Source organism: Kribbella sp. NPDC004536, from assembly GCF_042873835.1.
Lineage (GTDB): Bacteria > Actinomycetota > Actinomycetes > Propionibacteriales > Kribbellaceae > Kribbella.
In genome coordinates this window covers 1,191,197-1,208,667 of the sequence record NZ_JBIALY010000001.1, presented here as the reverse complement: position 1 = coordinate 1,208,667, position 17,471 = coordinate 1,191,197, and the positions used below count along the sequence as shown (strand labels likewise).

The 17,471-nt window shown below is 69.5% G+C and carries 19 protein-coding genes and 1 tRNA gene; 12 read left to right on the top strand and 8 right to left on the bottom strand.

What is annotated here, in order from left to right:
* Together ACFYRU_RS05935 and ACFYRU_RS05930 are read right to left on the bottom strand one after the other, a co-directional pair.
* Nucleotides 1–1,035, bottom strand: coding sequence for an adenosine deaminase (locus ACFYRU_RS05935; RefSeq protein ID WP_387653422.1), 1,035 nt, complete (start codon nt 1,033–1,035; stop codon nt 1–3).
* Between the two features lie 36 nt (nt 1,036–1,071).
* Complete coding sequence (locus tag ACFYRU_RS05930; protein ID WP_387653420.1) at nt 1,072–2,265, bottom strand: pyridoxal phosphate-dependent aminotransferase; 1,194 nt, start codon at nt 2,263–2,265, stop codon at nt 1,072–1,074.
* Between the two features lie 366 nt (nt 2,266–2,631).
* Here ACFYRU_RS05930 and ACFYRU_RS05925 point away from each other — a divergent pair.
* The 5 genes from ACFYRU_RS05925 to rplA all read left to right on the top strand — a co-directional run bounded on the left by ACFYRU_RS05925 (nt 2,632) and on the right by rplA (nt 5,463).
* Nucleotides 2,632–2,704: transfer RNA gene (locus tag ACFYRU_RS05925), tRNA-Trp, on the top strand.
* Between the two features lie 55 nt (nt 2,705–2,759).
* Nucleotides 2,760–3,002, top strand: coding sequence for a preprotein translocase subunit SecE (gene secE, locus ACFYRU_RS05920; protein ID WP_344191576.1), 243 nt, complete (start codon nt 2,760–2,762; stop codon nt 3,000–3,002).
* Between the two features lie 409 nt (nt 3,003–3,411).
* Complete coding sequence (nusG, locus tag ACFYRU_RS05915; RefSeq protein ID WP_387658022.1) at nt 3,412–4,221, top strand: transcription termination/antitermination protein NusG; 810 nt, start codon at nt 3,412–3,414, stop codon at nt 4,219–4,221.
* A 12-nt stretch (nt 4,222–4,233) separates the two neighbouring features.
* A complete protein-coding gene (gene rplK / locus ACFYRU_RS05910) occupies nt 4,234–4,665 on the top strand; it encodes a 50S ribosomal protein L11 (RefSeq protein ID WP_387653417.1) in 432 nt (143 codons plus the stop codon).
* 75 nt (nt 4,666–4,740) lie between these two features.
* Entirely contained in the window at nt 4,741–5,463 is a 723-nt protein-coding gene (gene rplA, locus ACFYRU_RS05905) for a 50S ribosomal protein L1 (protein WP_387653415.1), read from the top strand.
* A gap of 47 nt (nt 5,464–5,510) precedes the next feature.
* Here the strand turns inward: rplA and ACFYRU_RS05900 are convergent, their stop codons facing one another.
* On the bottom strand, nt 5,511–6,545 hold the full coding sequence (locus tag ACFYRU_RS05900) for an alpha-hydroxy acid oxidase (protein ID WP_387653412.1): 1,035 nt from the start codon (nt 6,543–6,545) through the stop codon (nt 5,511–5,513).
* Between the two features lie 180 nt (nt 6,546–6,725).
* On the opposite strand from ACFYRU_RS05900, the gene ACFYRU_RS05895 reads away from it, so the two are divergent.
* Nucleotides 6,726–7,826: a hypothetical protein gene (locus tag ACFYRU_RS05895; protein WP_387653410.1), complete on the top strand. Its 1,101-nt coding sequence runs from the start codon at nt 6,726–6,728 to the stop codon at nt 7,824–7,826.
* Here the strand turns inward: ACFYRU_RS05895 and ACFYRU_RS05890 are convergent.
* Complete coding sequence (locus ACFYRU_RS05890) at nt 7,816–8,310, bottom strand: hypothetical protein (protein WP_387653407.1); 495 nt, start codon at nt 8,308–8,310, stop codon at nt 7,816–7,818. The genes ACFYRU_RS05895 and ACFYRU_RS05890 overlap by 11 nt on opposite strands.
* A 156-nt stretch (nt 8,311–8,466) precedes the next feature.
* Between ACFYRU_RS05890 and ACFYRU_RS05885 the strand changes: the two genes are divergently transcribed.
* Genes ACFYRU_RS05885 through ACFYRU_RS05875 form a run of 3 tightly spaced genes read left to right on the top strand, consistent with a single transcriptional unit; the run spans nt 8,467 to nt 11,086 of the window.
* Nucleotides 8,467–9,744 (top strand): sensor domain-containing protein, encoded by a 1,278-nt coding sequence (locus ACFYRU_RS05885; RefSeq protein ID WP_387653404.1) that lies wholly within the window; start codon nt 8,467–8,469, stop codon nt 9,742–9,744.
* Nucleotides 9,737–10,390 carry a response regulator gene (locus ACFYRU_RS05880; protein WP_387653401.1) on the top strand — a complete coding sequence of 218 codons (654 nt, stop codon included), beginning with the start codon at nt 9,737–9,739 and terminating at the stop codon, nt 10,388–10,390. Before ACFYRU_RS05885 ends, ACFYRU_RS05880 begins: the two co-directional genes overlap by 8 nt.
* A complete protein-coding gene (locus ACFYRU_RS05875; protein ID WP_387653398.1) occupies nt 10,391–11,086 on the top strand; it encodes a DUF4097 family beta strand repeat-containing protein in 696 nt (231 codons plus the stop codon). It abuts the gene before it with no gap.
* On the opposite strand, the gene ACFYRU_RS05870 is transcribed toward ACFYRU_RS05875, so the two are convergent.
* The 3 genes from ACFYRU_RS05870 to ACFYRU_RS05860 are packed head-to-tail and all read right to left on the bottom strand — an operon-like array spanning nt 11,073 to nt 14,607.
* A complete protein-coding gene (locus tag ACFYRU_RS05870; RefSeq protein WP_387653395.1) occupies nt 11,073–11,711 on the bottom strand; it encodes a bifunctional 4-hydroxy-2-oxoglutarate aldolase/2-dehydro-3-deoxy-phosphogluconate aldolase in 639 nt (212 codons plus the stop codon). The genes ACFYRU_RS05875 and ACFYRU_RS05870 overlap by 14 nt on opposite strands.
* A gap of 12 nt (nt 11,712–11,723) precedes the next feature.
* Complete coding sequence (locus ACFYRU_RS05865; RefSeq protein WP_387653392.1) at nt 11,724–13,304, bottom strand: amidohydrolase family protein; 1,581 nt, start codon at nt 13,302–13,304, stop codon at nt 11,724–11,726.
* Nucleotide 13,305: 1 nt separating this feature from the next.
* The gene (locus ACFYRU_RS05860) at nt 13,306–14,607 is read right to left on the bottom strand and encodes an amino acid deaminase (protein ID WP_387653390.1); all 1,302 of its coding nucleotides are present in this window, start codon (nt 14,605–14,607) and stop codon (nt 13,306–13,308) included.
* Nucleotides 14,608–14,739: 132 nt separating this feature from the next.
* On the opposite strand from ACFYRU_RS05860, the gene ACFYRU_RS05855 reads away from it, so the two are divergent.
* Genes ACFYRU_RS05855 through ACFYRU_RS05845 form a run of 3 tightly spaced genes read left to right on the top strand, consistent with a single transcriptional unit; the run spans nt 14,740 to nt 16,846 of the window.
* Nucleotides 14,740–15,702, top strand: a complete 963-nt coding sequence (locus tag ACFYRU_RS05855) for a sugar kinase (RefSeq protein ID WP_387653387.1) — start codon at nt 14,740–14,742, stop codon at nt 15,700–15,702.
* Nucleotides 15,699–16,433 (top strand): IclR family transcriptional regulator, encoded by a 735-nt coding sequence (locus ACFYRU_RS05850; RefSeq protein WP_387653385.1) that lies wholly within the window; start codon nt 15,699–15,701, stop codon nt 16,431–16,433. The genes ACFYRU_RS05855 and ACFYRU_RS05850 overlap by 4 nt, the downstream gene beginning before the upstream one ends.
* Before the next feature lie 8 nt (nt 16,434–16,441).
* On the top strand, nt 16,442–16,846 hold the full coding sequence (locus ACFYRU_RS05845; protein WP_387653383.1) for a RidA family protein: 405 nt from the start codon (nt 16,442–16,444) through the stop codon (nt 16,844–16,846).
* On the opposite strand, the gene ACFYRU_RS05840 is transcribed toward ACFYRU_RS05845, so the two are convergent.
* Nucleotides 16,843–17,424: an SMI1/KNR4 family protein gene (locus ACFYRU_RS05840; RefSeq protein ID WP_387653380.1), complete on the bottom strand. Its 582-nt coding sequence runs from the start codon at nt 17,422–17,424 to the stop codon at nt 16,843–16,845. The genes ACFYRU_RS05845 and ACFYRU_RS05840 overlap by 4 nt on opposite strands.
* Nucleotides 17,425–17,471: the final 47 nt, after the last annotated feature.

Sequence of the window (17,471 nt, the reverse complement as noted above, 5' to 3'; positions counted from 1 at the left end):
TCAGGCCGGTACGGCTGCTGGGGCGCCGAGCCATTCGTCGATTTCTGAGAGGAGGGACTGTTGGGTTTGGTGTGGGGCGGTGGAGGCGAGGACCGAGGAGCGGGCCAGGTCGGCCAGTTCGGGGTCGGTGAAGCCGTGGACGGTGCGGGCGGTTTCGTACTGTTCTGCGAGGCGGGAGCCGAACAGCAGCGGGTCGTCGGCGCCGAGGGCGATGCGGGCGCCGGCTTCGTAGAGCTCGCGGAGGGGGACGTCCTCGGGACGGCGGTAGACGCCTAGCGAGACGTTGGAGGCAGGGCAGACCTCCAGGGCTATCTGGGCGTCCACTACGCGTTTCAGGAGGTCTGGGTCCTCCACCGAACGGACACCGTGGCCGATCCGGCCGGCGCCCAGCTCGTCCAGGCAGGTACGGACCGTGGCGGGGCCGCAGAGTTCGCCGCCGTGAGGTGCTGCGAGGAGGCCCGCGTTGCGGGCGATGCGGAAGGCCGCGGCGAACTCGGACGTCGTACCGCGGCGTTCGTCGTTCGACAGGCCGAAGCCGACGACGCCGCGGCCCACGTACTGCGTCGCGAGCCGGGCCAGCGTACGGGCGTCGAGCGGGTGCCGGGTGCGGTTCGCGGCGATGATGACCTGTACGTCGATCCCGGTCGACGCGGAGGCGTCGCGGGCGGCATCCAGGACCAGGTCGGTGAACTCGGTGATGCCGTGGAAGCGGTTCGCGTACCCGGACGGGTCGACCTGGATCTCCAGCCAGCGGGAGCCGTCGGCGCGGTCGTCCTCGGCGGCCTCACGGACCAGGCGGCGGACGTCGTCCTCCGTACGCAGCACCGAGCGCGCGATGTCGTACAGCCGCTGGAACCGGAACCAGCCGCGCTCGTCCGCGGCGGACAGTTCCGGCGGCCAGTCGGTCCGCAGCGCGTCCGGCAGCCGGACGCCGTGCTTGTCGGCCAGCTCGACCAGCGTCAGGTGCCGCATCGACCCGGAGAAGTGCAGATGCAGGTGTGTTTTCGGCAGCACCCGCAGATCCCGCTGCGTCATTACCGAAGGTTACCGAGCCCCCACCCGGACACGAAATCAGCCCAGCAGCTTCGCGATCCGGGCGAGGCCCTCGGTGAGGTCGTCGTCGCCGAGTGCGTAGGACAGGCGCAGGTAGCCCGGTGCGCCGAACGCCTCGCCCGGTACGACCGCCACCTCGGCCTCGTCGAGGATCAGGTCCGCGAGCTCGGCGGACGTGGCCGGAGTCCGGCCGGCGATCGGCTTGCCGAGTACGCCCTTCACCGACGGGTACGCGTAGAACGCGCCGGTCGGCTCCGGGCACTCGACGCCGGGGATCTCGTTGAGCATCCGGACCATGGTCCGTCGGCGCCGGTCGAACGCTACCTTCATCTCGTCGACCGCGGTGAGGTCGCCGGACACCGCGGCGAGCGCGGCCCGCTGGGCGATGTTGCAGACGTTCGAGGTCTGGTGCGACTGGAGGTTGGTCGCGGCCTTGACGACGTCCTTCGGACCGATCATCCAGCCCACCCGCCAGCCGGTCATCGCGTACGTCTTCGCGACCCCGTTGAGTACGACTGTCCGATCCGCGAGCTCCGGTACCGCGACCGGGATCGACGTCGCCCGCGCGCCGCCGTACGTCAGGTGCTCGTAGATCTCGTCGGTGACCACCCACAGGTCGTGCTCGAGCGCCCAGCGTCCGATCGCCTCGACGGCCTCCGGGCTGTCGACGGCGCCGGTCGGGTTCGACGGCGAGCAGAACAACAGCGCCTTGGTCCGCGGGGTCCGGGCCGCCTCGAGCTGCTCGACGGTGACGCAGTAGTTCTGCGACTCGTCGGCGAGCACCTCGACCGGTACGCCGCCGGCCAGCCGGATCGCCTCGGGGTAGGTCGTCCAGTACGGCGCCGGCAGCAGGACCTCGTCGCCCGGGTCGAGAAGGGTCGCGAACGCGTTGTACACCGCGTGCTTGCCGCCGTTGGTGACGAGCACCTGGGACGCCTCGATCTCGTACCCGGAGTCGCGCCTGGTCTTCTCGGCGATCGCTTGCTTCAGCTCCGGCAGGCCGCCGGCCGGGGTGTAGCGGTGGTTCTTCGGGTCCCGGGCCGCCGCGACCGCAGCCTCGACGATGTAGTCCGGCGTCGGGAAGTCCGGCTCGCCCGCGCCGAAGCCGATCACCGGGCGCCCGGCCGCCTTGAGCGCCTTCGCCTTGCTGTCCACCGCCAGCGTCGCCGATTCACTGATGGCGCCGACCCGCGCCGAGATCCTGGAACCCATGCGTCCATCCTGGCACCCGCCCGGCACGGCACCTACCGCGTTTCACTGGTTGGTGCGGGCCGCCACGCCATCACAATCGCCCGATCCGGTGAAGCCCCCGCCCGCGGCCAGGGCGTCCGGCCGGTTGTGATGGCCTGGGCGTCCGGGAACACGGCGGGGGTGTGGTCCGTTGGGGGGACGTGGAGGCTGTATGGTTCTCATCGCGGTGCGGCGCCCGGGCCAGCAATTGGTGCAGGGGTCGTGCGGGTAAGGGCCTCAGTTCGACCATGCGGCTCGGACCCCGTACACTTCTCTAGTCCGGGCGTTGATGGCCCTGATCCGGCATGCCCGAGATCAGGTCCGACGCGGCGTCCGGATGGATTGCAGAGGGCACTAGCTCAACTGGCAGAGCATCGGTCTCCAAAACCGAAGGTTGGGGGTTCAAGTCCCTCGTGCCCTGCAAATCCTGACCGGCGCAGGGCCGGTCAGGCCGCCGCTAGCGAAAGAGGTAGGTCGTGACGGAGACGCGCACCCCGGCACCGTCCGGCGCCGGCAAGCCCGCCGAGGGCAAGCAGGGCAGGGGCCTGCTGCGCTTCTACCGGCAGGTGGTGGCCGAGCTCCGCAAGGTCGTCTGGCCGACGCGCAAGCAGCTCTCCACCTACTTCGTGGTCGTGCTGACCTTCGTGGTGTTCGTCATCGCGATCGTCTCGGTCCTCGACCTCGCCTTCGGCTGGGCGATGTTCAAGGTCTTCGGCTGAGGCCGCGCGACGACCGAACCGTAGGCCCCGGGCTCCTGGCCCGGTCCGAAGCAGACAAGACCCCGAACCACAGATGACGGAGTACGACGTGTCCGAGCGCGACGACGAGGTCCTCGACTACGAGGACGAGTTCGACGTATCCGACTCCGACGACCTCGATCTCGACTTCGACGAGAACGACACCGACGACGACCTGTTCGCCGGCGACGACGACGATGACGACGACGACCCGTTCGCGGACCTCGACGACGAGGACGAGGACGATGACGACGAGTCCGGCGACGACGACGAGGACGACGACGAGTACTCCGCCGACGACGAGGCGGAGACGCCGCGGCCGGACGCGGACACCTCCGACGACGAGCCGGTCGTCGTGGTCCCGGCGGCCGACGAGTCCGACGTCGCCGAGGTGGTGACGTCGGAAGACGTCGAGGACGCCGCGGAGGAGCTCGCCGAGGAGACCGAGGAGACCGCGCCGACGACTACCGCCGAGCCGGCCGTCGCGCCGGACGAGGTGGTCTTCTCCAGCGCCGACGAGGCCGACGGCGCCGCGGACGACGAGGACGACGACGAGGAAGAGGCGGAGCCCGAGGAGCCGGGTGACCCGCTCGAGGAGCTGCGCAGCCGGCTGCGCTCGCAGTTCGGCGACTGGTACGTCGTGCACACGTACTCAGGGATGGAGAACCGGGTCAAGGGCAACCTGGAGAACCGGATCAACTCCCTGAACATGGAGGACTACATCTTCGAGATCATCGTGCCGACCGAGGAGGTCGCCGAGATCAAGAACGGGCAGCGCCGGATGGTGAAGCGCACGGTGCTGCCGGGCTACGTGCTGGTCCGGATGGATCTGACCGACGAGTCCTGGTCGACCGTACGGCACACGCCGTCGGTGACCGGTTTCGTCGGGAACAGCCAGAAGCCGGTCCCGCTCAGCCTCGAAGAGGTGGAGAAGATGCTCGCTCCGGCCGTCGTGGCGGCGGCCGAGGCGGCGGCAGCCGAAGCCGGTGCCGCACCTGCCAAGACCGCGGCCAAGAAGAAGGTCGAGGTCGCCGACTTCGGTGTCGGAGACTCGGTCATGGTGGTCGACGGGCCGTTCGCGACCCTGCACGCCACAGTCACGGAGATCAACGCCGAGGCCCAGCGGATCAAGGCCCTGGTGGAGATCTTCGGCCGGGAGACCCCGGTGGAACTCAGCTTCAACCAGATCCAGAAAGTCTAAGGACCCGACAGAATGCCTCCCAAGAAGAAGATCGCTGCCCTGGTCAAGGTGCAGCTCCAGGCCGGTGCCGCGACGCCGGCCCCGCCGGTCGGTACCGCGCTCGGTCCGCACGGCGTCAACATCATGGAGTTCTGCAAGGCGTACAACGCCCAGACGGAGTCCATGCGCGGCAACGTGGTGCCGGTCGAGATCACGATCTACGAAGACCGCTCCTTCACCTTCGTCACCAAGACGCCGCCGGCGCCGGAGATGATCAAGAAGGCCGCGGGTCTGCAGAAGGGCTCCGCCGTTCCGCAGCGCGACAAGGTCGGCAAGATCACCAAGGACCAGGTCCGCGAGATCGCCACCACCAAGATGCCGGACCTGAACGCCCGCGACATCGACGCGGCGATGAAGATCATCGAGGGTACGGCGCGCTCCATGGGCGTCGTCGTCGACGGCTGATCGCAACCAATTCATTGAAGTAGTGGCAGGGCGAAGCGCCGCCCGGAGACCACACCCCAGAGAGGAACAGCAGTAATGGCACAGCGCAGTAAGGCGTACCGCGCCGCGGCGGAGAAGATCGACTTCGATCACCTCTACACGCCGCTCGAGGCGGTCCGGCTGGCCAAGGAGGCCGCCGGCAGCAAGAAGTTCAACTCCACCGTGGACGTCGCGATGCGTCTCGGGGTCGACCCCCGCAAGGCCGACCAGATGGTGCGTGGCACCGTCAACCTTCCGCACGGTACCGGCAAGACGGCACGGGTCCTCGTCTTCGCCACCGGTGACAAGGCCGAGCAGGCAAAGGCGGCGGGCGCCGACTTCGTCGGCGACGACGACATGATCAAGAAGGTGACCGACGGCTGGCTGGACTTCGACGCCGTCGTCGCCACCCCCGACCTGATGGGCAAGGTCGGCCGCCTCGGTCGGGTCCTCGGCCCGCGTGGTCTGATGCCGAACCCGAAGACGGGCACCGTCACCCCGGACGTCACGAAGGCTGTGACCGACATCAAGGGCGGCAAGATCGAGTTCCGGGTCGACCGGCACGCGAACCTGCACTTCATCATCGGCAAGGCGTCGTTCGACGAGGCCCAGCTGGTGGAGAACTACAGCGCCGCGCTCGAGGAGATCCTCCGGTTGAAGCCGGCCAGCTCGAAGGGCCGCTACATCAAGAAGACGGTCTTCTCGACCACGATGGGTCCGGGTGTCCAGGTTGACCCCAACCTGACCCGCAACCTCACCGAGGAGCAGGTCGAGGCCTGAGCCTCAGCACGTGAAAACCCCCGCCACCGGCGGGGGTTTTCTGTTTGTTATCGGGTGGTGAGGAGGTCCGGGGTCAGGGAGGACGGGGCCGGTACGCCGATCAGGCGCAGGGTGTGGGCCAGTTCGTCGGTCAGGTCGGTGAGGAGGCGGGTGACGCCTTCGGCGGAGCCGACGGTGAGGGCCCAGAGGGCGGGGCGGCCGACGAAGACGGCGCGGGCGCCGAGGGCCAGGGCGGTGAGGACGTGTTCGCCGCGCCGGATGCCGCCGTCGACGTACACCTCGACGTTGCTGCCGGCGAGGGCTTCGGCGACCTCGGGCAGTGCCTGCGCGGTCGGGATCGAGCCGTCGAGCTGACGGCCGCCGTGGTTCGACACGATGATCCCCGCAGCGCCCGCGTCGGCGCAGCGCTTGGCGTCGTCGCCACGCAGGACACCCTTCACGACCACCGGCAGGCCGGTGCGTTCGGCGAGCCAGCCGATCACGTCCGGGTTCAGGTCGTCGGCCTTGTCGAGGTCGTCGTCGGTCCACTCGCCGGCCGGCAGGTTCACCAGGAACTGGTCGTCCTGAGCCAGGTCCCAGACGGTTTGGCCCTCGTCCTCCTTGCGGCCGACGACCGGGGTGTCGACGGTCAGTACGACAGCTCGCGCGCCGGCCGCGACCGCGGCGTCGAGCATCTGCCGGGTGATGTCCCGGTTCCGTACGACGTAGATCTGCAGCCACCACGGCACACCGGTCGCGCCGAGTTCGGCGAACGACGTACCGGCGTTGCTGGAGACGCCGAGTACGGATCCCGCCGCGCCGACCCCGCGGGCCATCGCGAGCTCGCCGTCCGGGTCGGCCATCCGCTGCATCGTCGACGGCGCGACCAGGATCGGTGCGTCGACGGGTGTGCCGAGCACGGTCGTACGGAGGTCGATGCTCGACACGTCGTTCAGGACGTGCGGGCGGAAGCGGTACCTCGACCAGGCCTCGACCGCCTCACCGACGCTGACCTCACCGGCCGAGCCCTGCCGGAAGTAGCGGTGTACAGCCTCGGGCAGCTTCGAGGCGGCCGCACTCTCGAGCGTATCGATCCATCGCATGGGAACCATCGTCGCAAAGAAGGTAGAGTTGGTGGCATGACGCAGTACGGGCAGCGATTTCCGCGCCCCGGCCGGCACGACGGTGCCGACGGGGTGAGCTGCTGCTGCGCTCTCTCCTGAGGTGACCGTGGCCGACCGGGGTGGATCCCCCCGACGAGACCGTCACCTTGGAGAAACCTCATGTCTGTCGAAGAACTGCACCTGCGTGACCTCACCGATCCGGCCCAGGGTCCGCACGCGATCCAGCTCGTCGTCGATTCGATCCGGGCAGCGCTGAAAGACGAGTGGCCGTACACCGAGATCTGGACCCGCCGCGACCATCCCGTCGTACCGCTGACCGACAACTACGACAACCTCGGCTACGCGAGCGACGCCGTCACCCGCGAGGCCCGCTACACGCGGTACGTCTCGGAGACCGAGGTACTGCGAAGTCACACGTCGGCGATGATCCCGCCCGCGCTCCGCGAGCTCGCGGGCTCGGCCTCGTCCGACGTCCTGATGATCTGCGCCGGCATCTGCTACCGGCGCGACTCGGTCGACTGGCAGCACACCGGTACGCCACACCAGCTCGACCTGTGGCGCTTGAGCCGCAACGTCACGCTGGGCGAACCTGAGCTCGAGGAGATGATCGCCCGTCTGGTCGACACCGTCCTGCCCGGTCAGACGTACCGCACGGTCCCGGCCGTGCACCCGTACACGATCCACGGCCGGCAGATCGACGTACTGATGGATGACCAGTGGATCGAGATCGGCGAGTGCGGGGTCGCGGCGCCGCACGTACTGCGGCGCGCCGGGCTGGACGAGAGCTGGACCGGGCTCGCGATGGGTTCCGGGCTCGATCGGCTGCTGATGCTCCGGAAGGGGATCCGCGACATCAGGCTGCTCCGGTCCACCGATCCGCGGGTGGCCGGGCAGATGCTGGATCTCCTGCCCTACAAGGAGGTTTCGTCGATGCCGCCGGTACGCCGCGACCTGTCGGTCGTGGTGGATGCGGCGGCGGACGTGTCGGACGAGGTGCTCGGCGACAAGGTCCGGGCCGCGCTGGGCCCGGACGCCGATGCCGCGGAGTCACTGGAGGTGCTGGGCGAAACGTCGTACGACGACTTGCCGACGAGTGCCCGTGACCGGCTCCAGATGACTCCGGGGCAGCGGAACCTGCTGGTCAGGCTGGTCCTGCGACCGGTGGACCGTACGCTCACCGACGCGGAGGCGAATGTCCTGCGGGACAAGGTCTACCGCGCTCTGCACGAGGGTCCGGTGCTGGAGCTGATCAGCGCCTGAGCTCGCGGGCCGCGACCACGAACGCGCACACGGCCAGCGGCAGCTCGAGCAGCAGCGCCTCGGTCAGCGAGAGGGTCCGGTCGAAGCCGGCCGCTGCGGTGGAGACGTCGAACCAGGCGTCGGCCACCAGCAGCGTGCCGGCCGCCATCGCGGTCAGTGCGGCGTTCCGGTTGCGCTTGTGCAGCAGGTACGCCGTGAGACCCGCGGCGATCGCGGTCGCGCAGTCGAGGCCGATCCAGGTCAGCTTCCAGTGGCCGGCCTCGTACGTGCTCGGCAGCGTCGCCGCGAGGATCAGGCACCACGGGAGCAGCACCGCGGCGACTCCGGCGGCGACCATCGCGGCCAGGCCGCCGGGGGAGCGGCGCGCCCGGATCCGGCCGTCCAACCGGCCTTCGGTGATGTAGTCCTCAAGGGCGTCGGCGACGCGGTCGTCGATCGCGTCGCCCAGCCTCGTGTCCAGCTCGTCAGGAAAGGTCGTCGTCATGCCATCAAGCCTTCCGGGGACGGCCTTCCGGCGCAGTCCGGTCAGCCCACGAACCGGGGTGGGGATAACCCCCGGCGGGTTCGGTGGGATGTCCTCATGCCGTCCGGACGGCTGACGACGTAGGTTGTGACCGCAGACAACGGGGAGGTGACCTGGATGAGCGTTGCTGCGAATCCGGTTCCCCGGACCCCTTGGCGGCTGTGGCGGTCGCCCTACTTGTGGTTGGCAACGATCCACATCCTGGGCGACACGGTGGTCGTACTGACGTCCGGCCTGCTCGTCCTGTGCGCGACGATCCTGGTCCTGCTCGGGCTGCCGTTCGCGGCGCTCGGGATCCCGATCAGCGTGTGGGCGAACCGATCGGTTTACGCGATCGCGGGTTGGGAGCGGGCGCGGGCCCGGATCACCCGCGGGCAGCAGGTGCCGGCGCTGCTGCCGCCGCCGCGGACCGGTTCGCGGCGGGAGGACGCGCTGCAGTCGATCAACGACCCGGGCCTGTGGAGGCAGTTCGCGTACTACGCCGCTCTGTTGCTGCTGGCAACCGTCTGGACCTTCGCGGTGGTGGTGGCCTGGTCGATCCCGCCGGTGCTGATCATGCTGCCGGCGTACTACTCGCGCTACGCGGCGTCGCAGGCCCAGCTCGGGCCCTTCGTGATCGACAATGTGCAGTCGGCCACGATCGTGGCCGTGCTTGCGGCGCTGTTCCTGTTCTTCGTCTCGCCGCTGATCGTGCGGGCCGCGTCGGCGTTCGACGGGTGGCTGGCCAAGGAGCTGCTCGGCCCGTCGGAGTCCGGCGTACTGGCCGAGCGGGTGCATCAGCTGGTGCAGAGCCGGCAGCAGGTGGTCGACTCGGTCGAGGCCGAGCGGCGGCGAATGGAGCGTGACCTGCACGACGGCGCCCAGCAGCGGCTGGTGTCGCTGGCGATGACGCTCGGCCGGGCGAAGAACCGGCTCGGCGACAAGGACCCGGCGGTCCGGGCCCTGATCGAGGAGGCGCACTCGGAGGCGATGCAGGCGATCGCCGAGATCCGCGACCTGACCCGCGGCCTGCACCCGCCGGTACTGACCGACCGCGGCCTGGACGCGGCGCTGTCGGCGGTCGCGGCCCGCTCGGCGGTACCGGTCCGGCTGAGCGTCGACGTCCAGCCGCGGCCGTCGCTGACGATCGAGTCGATCGCGTACTTCGTGGTGACCGAGGCCCTCACGAACGTGGCCAAGCACGCCGACGCCGCCGCGGCGGAGGTACTGGTGACGCGAGCGGACGACGTACTGCGGGTCGAGGTACGCGACGACGGACGCGGTGGCGCCGATCCGGCGGGCGGTAGCGGCTTGCGCGGGTTGTCCGACCGGGTGGCCGGTGTGGACGGACGGCTGACGGTGGACAGCCCGCCCGGTGGCGGGACGATCTTGATCGCGGAGGTGCCGTGTGGCTGAGTTACGGGTGGTGATCGCCGAGGACTCGGTGCTGCTGCGTGAGGGGATCGTGCGGCTGCTCGAGGAGCAGGACTGCGAGGTGGTCGCGGCCGTCGGTGACGGCGACGCGTTGCTGAAGGCGGTCGCGGCGCAGCGCCCGGACGTGTGCGTGGTCGACGTACGGATGCCGCCGACGTTCACCGACGAAGGGCTGCGGGCGGCGCTGGTGATCCGCGAGCAGTACGCCGACGTCGGTGTGCTGGTGCTGTCGCAGTACGTCGAGGAGCGGTACGCGAGCGAGCTGATCGGCGGGAACCCGGGCGGGGTCGGGTACCTGCTGAAGGACCGGGTCGCGGACGTGGACCAGTTCATCGACGGGCTGCGCCGGGTCGCGGGCGGCGGTGCGGCGCTCGACCCGGAGGTGATCTCGCAGCTGCTGGTGCGGTCGCGGAAGGTGGACCCGCTGGCCGTGCTGAGCCCGCGGGAACAGGACGTTCTCCGGGCGATGGCGGAGGGGAAGTCGAACGCCGGGATCGCGCAGGCGCTCGTCGTCGGTGAAGGTGCGGTCGAGAAGCACATCAGCAACATCTTCCTGAAGCTCCAGCTGTCCCCGACCGACGGAGAACACCGCCGCGTGCTCGCCGTCCTGAGATACCTGGGGACATAAGTGACCAAATCACAGCGCACGATGCTGCTCGTCGGGTTGCTGCCGGCGTTGGCGCTGATTGTGGGCGCCGGCGCGGTGACGGTGTCGATGATCCGGGGCAAGCTGGACTACACCTACTCGGCCGCGTTCGCGTCGGGGACGGACAGCGTGCAGATCACCGCCGACGTGTCCACGCAGGTGCAGGCGAGCGTCGACGGGAAGGTACACGTCACCATCGACGGCACGTACGGGGCACGGCAACCGGCCGTGAAGGTGGCGACCGTCGGCAAGACCCTGATGGTCGGCGCCACCTGCCCGGACTCGCACTGCCAGGTCGACCTCACCGTCGAGGTGCCGGCCGCGACCGCCGGGATCACGGCGAAGATCCAGAGCGGCTCGCTGAACGTGGACGGGGTATCGGCTCCGCTGACCGTCGACGTGAGTCAGGGCTCGGTGGACATGGCGCGGGTCCGGAGCTCGCAGCTGTCGGTCAGCGCCCGCCAAGGATCGATCTCACTCTTCTTCGACGCGCCACCCGAGCAGCTGACGGCGAGCTCCGTCGACGGGTCGATCACGGTCCACCTGCCGCGGACGGCGACGTACTTCATCGACGCGGTCGCCTCGCAGGGGTCGACCGACCTGAGTGTGCCGAACGACCAGACCGCAACGCACCGGCTCCGGCTGCGCAGCAGCTACGGCAGCATCACGGTGCAATAGCCGCGCAGAAGGCTTTCGCCTTGGTGGTGATCGCGTCCCAGTTCGCGGCCGCCACGTCGGCGGGCGCGACGACGTCGGTACCGGCGCTGACCGCGAGGGCTCCGGCGTCGATGAAGTCGCGCGCATTGCCGGCGTTGACGCCGCCGGACGGGATCAGCGGTACGCCGGGGAACGGGCCGTTGAGGTCCTTGAAGTACTTCGGGCCGAGCTGGTGCGCGGGGAAGATCTTCACCGCCGACGAGCCCAGCGCCAGTGCGGTCATCACCTCGGACGGCGTGAACGCGCCGAGCACGACCGGGATGCCGGCCGCACGCGCAGCCTCGGCGATCGCGGCCGCCTCGAGCCCTTGCCCGGGAGTGACGAGGAACTGGGCACCGGCGTCTATCGCCCGGGTGGCCTGGTCGCCGGTCTGTACGGTGCCGGCGCCGACGACGGCACCCGTCTCGGCCGCGGTGGTGGCGGCCCGTTCGAGGTGCCGCGGGAGGTCCGGGGTGGTGTAGGTCAGCTCGACGACGTGGATGCCGCCGGCAACCAGCGCAGCGCACAGGTCGCGGGCGTCGGAGATCTCCGGGGCGCGGACGACGGTCAGCACCCGGTCGGCGCGCAGCAGGTCGAGGGTGTTCACAGGAGGTTCCTCTCAGGAAGTACGGCGGACGGCGTGGCCGGGGAGGGCGTCGGTGCGGTAGCCGTCGTCGATGACGGGTACGCCGTTGACGAGTACGTACGGGATGCCCTCGGCCGGCTGCCGGGGTTCGGGGAAGGTGGCCGCGTCGCGGACCGCTTCGGGGTCGAACAGGACAAGGTCCGCGGCGTACCCCTCGCGGACCAGGCCACGATCGGTGAGCCGGAGGCGGCGGGCGGGACGGCCGGTCAGGTGGTGGATGCAGTCGGCGAGGTCGAGGACGCCGAGCTCGCGGACGTAGCGGGCGAGGTAGCGCGGGAACGTGCCCCACGAGCGCGGGTGCGGTTTGCCGCCGACCAGGATGCCGTCCGACCCGCCGGTGTGCGACGGGTGCCGCATGATCGTGCGCACGTTCTCCTCGTGCCCGACGTGCTGCAGGATCGAGGTGGCCAGGTCGTCGGCGAGCAGGATCTCGTAGAACACGTCCGCAGCCGGCTTCCCGGAGCGTACGGCAAGCGCCGCGATGGTGTTTCCGACTGTTTCCGACAGCGCTTGATTGCGGACGCCGCCGATCTCGATCGTGTCCCACTCGACCACGCAGCCATGGCACCCGTCGGTGCCGACCTGCTCGAGTTCGTACGTGATCCGTTCCCGCGCGGCCGGATCGCGGAGCCGGGCGAGCTGCGCGTCCGGTCCGCCTTCGGCGGTCCAGCTCGGCAGTACCGCGGACAGGGTGGTTGCCCCAGGCAAGTACGGATAGGTGTCGGTGGTGACGTCGACGCCGGACGCGAGCGCCTTGTCGATCATCTCGATCAGCTCGGCGCCGCGGCCCGCGTTCGGGGCGAAGTTCATCACCGCGTGCGTCAGGTGCAACGCGCAGCCCGAGCGGCGCGCGACCTCGACCATCTCGCCGTACGCCGCGAGCGCGCCGCGACCGTAGGACCGCTGGTGCGGCGCGTAGTACCCGCCGTACTCCGCGACCACGGAGCACAGCGCGACCAGCTCGTCGGTGTCGGCGAACATGCCCGGCGTGTACGTGAGCCCGCTGCTCATCCCGACCGCGCCGTCACGCAGTCCGTCGGCGAGCAGTTGCTGCATCCGCCGCAGTTCTGGACCAGTAGCCGTACGGTTGGACGTACCAACAACCATCATCCGCAGCGTGCCCTGCGGGACCAGGTACGCCGCGTTGCACGCGATGCCCTGGTCGAGCCGGTCGAGGTACCCGGCGACGGTCGACCAGGAGAAGTCGAAGTCGTCCGGTTCGCCGTTCCAGCCGGCGATCTGGCGGCGTACGACGGCCCGCGTCGGCTCATCGATCGGCGCGAACGACAGCCCGTCCTGGCCGAGCACCTCGAGCGTGACGCCCTGGCTGACCTTCGCGGTGTGGTCCGGGTGCACCAGGATCTGCAGGTCCGAGTGCGAGTGCATGTCGATGAAGCCGGGCGACAGCACCAGCCCGTCCGCCTCGATCGTCCGCTCCGCGGCAGGCAGGTCGTTGCCGATGGCCACGATCCGGCCGGCGTCGACGGCGACGTCCGCGTGGTACCCGGGCGTACCGGAGCCGTCGACGATCAGCGCGTTCGCGATGTTCAGCATCTCAGAAGAACGTCCGCACCAGGTCGACCACGACCGGGTCCGCGGCGTCCGCGTCGTCGACGACTGGGATCAGGCCCCACTTGTCGAACGCCGTACACGGGTGCGACAGCCCGACCCGCAGCTCGTCGCCGATCATCACCGGTACGTCGGTGAAGTGCAGGAAACCGTGCTGGTCGTTCAGGTTGGTGACCGTCATCCCGATGGCCGGCAGGACCGGACCGTCGGAGGTTCGCGGCCGGATCAGCTGCGGCTCCGGCCAGTCCTGGTCGAACGGGAAGTCGCGCCGCCCCGCGTCGAAGATCGCCAGACCCGGCTCGGGCTGCGACGTGATCCGGATCCACCCGTGCATCGCGGCAACCAACTGTTCGCCGTCCGTCCGCGGGTGCTCCCCGAGCGGCGAGACCCGCCGGTACAGCCCGTCGTCGTGGGAGATGTACGCACCGGAACGCAGCACGACCCGGGCGCCTTCGCCGGCCTCCGAGGCAAGGACCTTCGCGACCTGCTCGAAGTACTGGCTGCCGCCGGCGCTGACGATCGGTACGACGTCCTCGTCGTACAGCGGGCGCAACCGATGGTGGACGCCGGCCAGCTCCCGGAGGTACGCGCGGACCTCCTCCAGGTTCGCCTCGTCGACGCCGTGACCGATGGCGCCCTCGTACCCGGCGACACCGGCCAGCCGGAGCGTCGAGGCGTCCGAGATCGCCTGGCCGACGGCGAGCGCGGTCTCCAGGTCGCGGGCGCCGGTCCGGCCGCCGATCCCGCCGACCTCGACCATCACGTCCAGCGGGCGCGCGTCCGGTCCGACGTACGCGGCGCGCGCCGCCTCCATGATCTCGACGGTGCGGACCGAGTCCGCCCAGACCGACACCTCGAACGACGGGTCGGCCGCGAGCTCGTCGGCGATCCAGCGCAGCTGCAGCGGGGAGATCACCGCGTTCGCGATCAGTACTCGCTGTACGCCGTACGCGCGCGCGACCCCGAGCTGGAACACGTTGGCGAGCGTGATCGCCCACGCGCCGGCGTCGAGCTGCATGGCCCAGAGCGCGGGCGCCATCGTGGTCTTGCCGTGCGGCGCGAGCTCGACGCCGTGCCGGGTGCACCAGGTCGCCAGGGTGTCGACGTTGTGCCGCAGGCCGGCCGCCGACAGCGTCATCAGTGGGGTCGGGAGCTGCGAGAGCCGCGGCTTGCCGGCCAGGACCGTGGCGACGGTCTGGCCCCAGAAACCCGGCGGCAGGGCCTTGTCGCGCCAGCTCACCTGCTTCTCGGCAAGAGCGGCAACGGCGTCGGCATCGTACGCAGGCATCAGACCCCCTGGGGTGTCGGGATTGCAGAATACGCAACGCTCATTGCGCATTCTGACTCGTCGGTTGTAACATCGCGGCCGAAGTCGCGTCAACGCACGCCCCCATCCCATCACCTCCAGCGAGGAGCGCCGATGCCCGAGACGGCCGCCATCTGCCTGGGTGAGGCGATGATCATGCTCGCGGGCGGTGCCGGGCCGCTGGCGGACGTCGAGGTGTTCAAGCGGTCGGTCGGCGGGGCGGAGTGCAACGTGGCCGGCGGGCTGGCCGCGCTCGGCGTACCGACCGGGTGGATCTCGCGGCTGGGCGACGACGGCTTCGGTCAGCACGTACTGCGGGACCTGCAGGCGCGCGGTGTCGACGTCGGGGGAGTGGAACTGGACCCGGTACGGCCGACGGCGCTCTACGTGAAGGAGTCGGACGGCGGGCGGTCCCGGATGCACTACTACCGGTCCGGGTCGGCGGCTGCTGCGCTCGCGCCTGCGTTCTTGGATCGGCCGGAGGTGCGTGAGCGGCTCGCGCAGGCGAAGCTCGTACATACGACAGGTATTACTGCGGCCATCTCTGCCAGCAGCTCGGACATGCTCGAGCGGCTGGCCACGGAGCCGCGGGACTTCTTGCTGAGTGTCGATCTGAACTGGCGGCCGGTGTTGTGGCGAGAGCGGGACCCGGAGCCGTTGTGGCGGTTGCTGAAGGCTGCTGACATCGTGCTGATCGGGGCGGACGAGGCTGAGGTCTTCGCTGGTACTGGGGATGCGGATGCGTTGTACGAGTTGATCGGTGCGCCGACGTTGGTTGTGAAGGACGATTCCAACGCTGCGATTGTTCTTGAGTCAGGTGGGCGCACTGAGGTCCCAGCACTGTCTGTAGATGTCGTGGAGACCGTCGGGGCGGGGGATGCGTTTGCGGCGGGGTTCTTGGCCGGGACTTTGCAGGGGTTGTCTGTGGTGCAGCGGTTGCGGTTGGGGCATCTCACGGCGGCTGCGGTGCTGACACGGCCGGAGGACCACGCGCCGCCTCCGAGCGCGGCTGAGCGGGAGAGGTTGCTCGGCGCCACGGACGAGGAGTGGGCGGCGACGAAGATCGGTGCGGTATGAGTCAGAGCCTCGGCCGGGCGCTGCAGATCCTCACGAGCCTCGGTGAGGGTGAGCGGTCGCTGGACCAGTTGGCCGCAGAGCTGGGCGTCCACAAGACGACCGTGCTGCGGTTGCTGCGCACGATGGAGGCCGACAGGTTCGTACGGCGGGACGCCTCGCACAGGTACCGCCTGGGGTCGCGGCTGTTCGCGCTCGCGGACGTCGCGCGCGAGCAACACGTCGTACGGCAGGTTGCCGCACCGCATCTGCGGGAGCTGAACCAGAAGACCGGTCAGACGGTCCACCTGGCAGCCTGGGAGAACGGTGAGGTCATCTACGTCGACAAGCTGGACAGCGTGCGCTCGGTGCGCATGTACTCCCAGGTCGGCGTACCGGCGGCGATGCACTGCACCGCGGTCGGCAAGGTCCTGCTGGCTGCGCAGCCCAAGCGGCAGCGGGAGGCCATCGTGCAGGCCCTGGAGTACAAGGCCTACACCACGAACACGATCACCGACCCGGACCGGTTGCGGGACGAGTTGGCGATCACCAAGGAACGTGGTTGGGCGCAGGACAAGGCGGAGCACGAGTCGTTCATCAACTGCATCGGTGCGCCGTTGAAGGACGCCACGGGCCGCGTTGTGGGGGCCGTGTCGTTGTCCGTACCCGACGTACTGCTGAACTATGAGCAGGTGCTCGAGCTGCTGCCAGACCTGCTCGCCACCGCAAGCGCCATCAGTGCCGACTACAACTGAGAGGTCTCATGTCCGACAAGAGCGCAGTCTCCACCACCGACGCGCCGCCACCGATGCCGGTGTTCTCGCAGGGCGTCCGCAAGGGCAACATCCTGCAGGTGTCCGGCCAGGGCTCGGTCGACCCGGCCAGCGGCGATTTCGTGTTCGTCGGTGACGTGAAGGCCCAGACCACCCGGGTCCTGCAGAACATCGAGGCGATCCTGAAGGCCGGCGGCGCGAGCATCGACGACGTGGTGATGCTCCGCGTCTACCTCACCGAGCGCGAGAACTTCGCCGCGATGAACGAGGCGTACGCCGAGTTCGTCTCCACCCGCACCCCGAGCGGCGTACTGCCGTCCCGCACCACGGTCTTCACCGGCCTGCCGCTCCCGGACATGCTGGTCGAGATCGACGCGCTCGCAGTCCTGAGCTAAACCCCGACCCGGACCAGTGGGTCGTCGTTGACGGTCCGCTGGTCCGGACCGCGGTCCCACCAGAGCTCCCGCCGGCCGGTCAGGTACGGGTACCAGCCGTTGACGCCGGTGCCGTGGTGCAGCGAGTGCACCACCTCAGACAGGTACGCCCCGAGGTTCGGCCACGAGGTCGTGAAGTCACCGACTCCGTCGTGTGCCGCCATCCCCAGCCGGCCGTACGCCGGACCGGGCCGCAGGTCGATGACCTGCAGGTCGCCGTCACAGTCCGCCCACGGGATCCACGCCGGATGCCAGTACGGCTCCGAAGCAGGGTCGGTCACCACGTAGTCCTCGGCCAGGTCCATCCGCAGCTGCCAGTTCTCGGCGATCTGGGTCGCGCTCGACGGCAACGCCTCGGGCAGCAGGTTGGCCCAGGCCGTCACGCCGTTGTGGCAGCTCAACGACTCGACGAGCTCAGTTGGCAGCTCCATGCTCTGGAGGTCCGCGGACGTGGCCGGCGGCGCGAGGACGGCGTACGTCGGGGGAGCGTGCTCGGCGAGCCAGCGGTCGAGCTCGGCCCAGGAGGCGGTGATGCTCACCGGGTGGACACTACCTCGACAGCTTTCCCGTATCGCGGGATATGGTT

Coding starts and splice junctions, on each gene's coding strand:
- ACFYRU_RS05935 (WP_387653422.1), bottom strand. CDS start 1,035: ATGACGCAGCGGGATCTGCGGGTGCTGCCGAAAACACACCTGCATCTG.
- ACFYRU_RS05930 (WP_387653420.1), bottom strand. CDS start 2,265: ATGGGTTCCAGGATCTCGGCGCGGGTCGGCGCCATCAGTGAATCGGCG.
- rplK (WP_387653417.1), top strand. CDS start 4,234: ATGCCTCCCAAGAAGAAGATCGCTGCCCTGGTCAAGGTGCAGCTCCAG.
- rplA (WP_387653415.1), top strand. CDS start 4,741: ATGGCACAGCGCAGTAAGGCGTACCGCGCCGCGGCGGAGAAGATCGAC.
- ACFYRU_RS05900 (WP_387653412.1), bottom strand. CDS start 6,545: ATGCGATGGATCGATACGCTCGAGAGTGCGGCCGCCTCGAAGCTGCCC.
- ACFYRU_RS05895 (WP_387653410.1), top strand. CDS start 6,726: ATGTCTGTCGAAGAACTGCACCTGCGTGACCTCACCGATCCGGCCCAG.
- ACFYRU_RS05890 (WP_387653407.1), bottom strand. CDS start 8,310: ATGACGACGACCTTTCCTGACGAGCTGGACACGAGGCTGGGCGACGCG.
- ACFYRU_RS05885 (WP_387653404.1), top strand. CDS start 8,467: ATGAGCGTTGCTGCGAATCCGGTTCCCCGGACCCCTTGGCGGCTGTGG.
- ACFYRU_RS05865 (WP_387653392.1), bottom strand. CDS start 13,304: ATGCTGAACATCGCGAACGCGCTGATCGTCGACGGCTCCGGTACGCCC.
- ACFYRU_RS05860 (WP_387653390.1), bottom strand. CDS start 14,607: ATGCCTGCGTACGATGCCGACGCCGTTGCCGCTCTTGCCGAGAAGCAG.
- ACFYRU_RS05855 (WP_387653387.1), top strand. CDS start 14,740: ATGCCCGAGACGGCCGCCATCTGCCTGGGTGAGGCGATGATCATGCTC.
- ACFYRU_RS05850 (WP_387653385.1), top strand. CDS start 15,699: ATGAGTCAGAGCCTCGGCCGGGCGCTGCAGATCCTCACGAGCCTCGGT.
- ACFYRU_RS05845 (WP_387653383.1), top strand. CDS start 16,442: ATGTCCGACAAGAGCGCAGTCTCCACCACCGACGCGCCGCCACCGATG.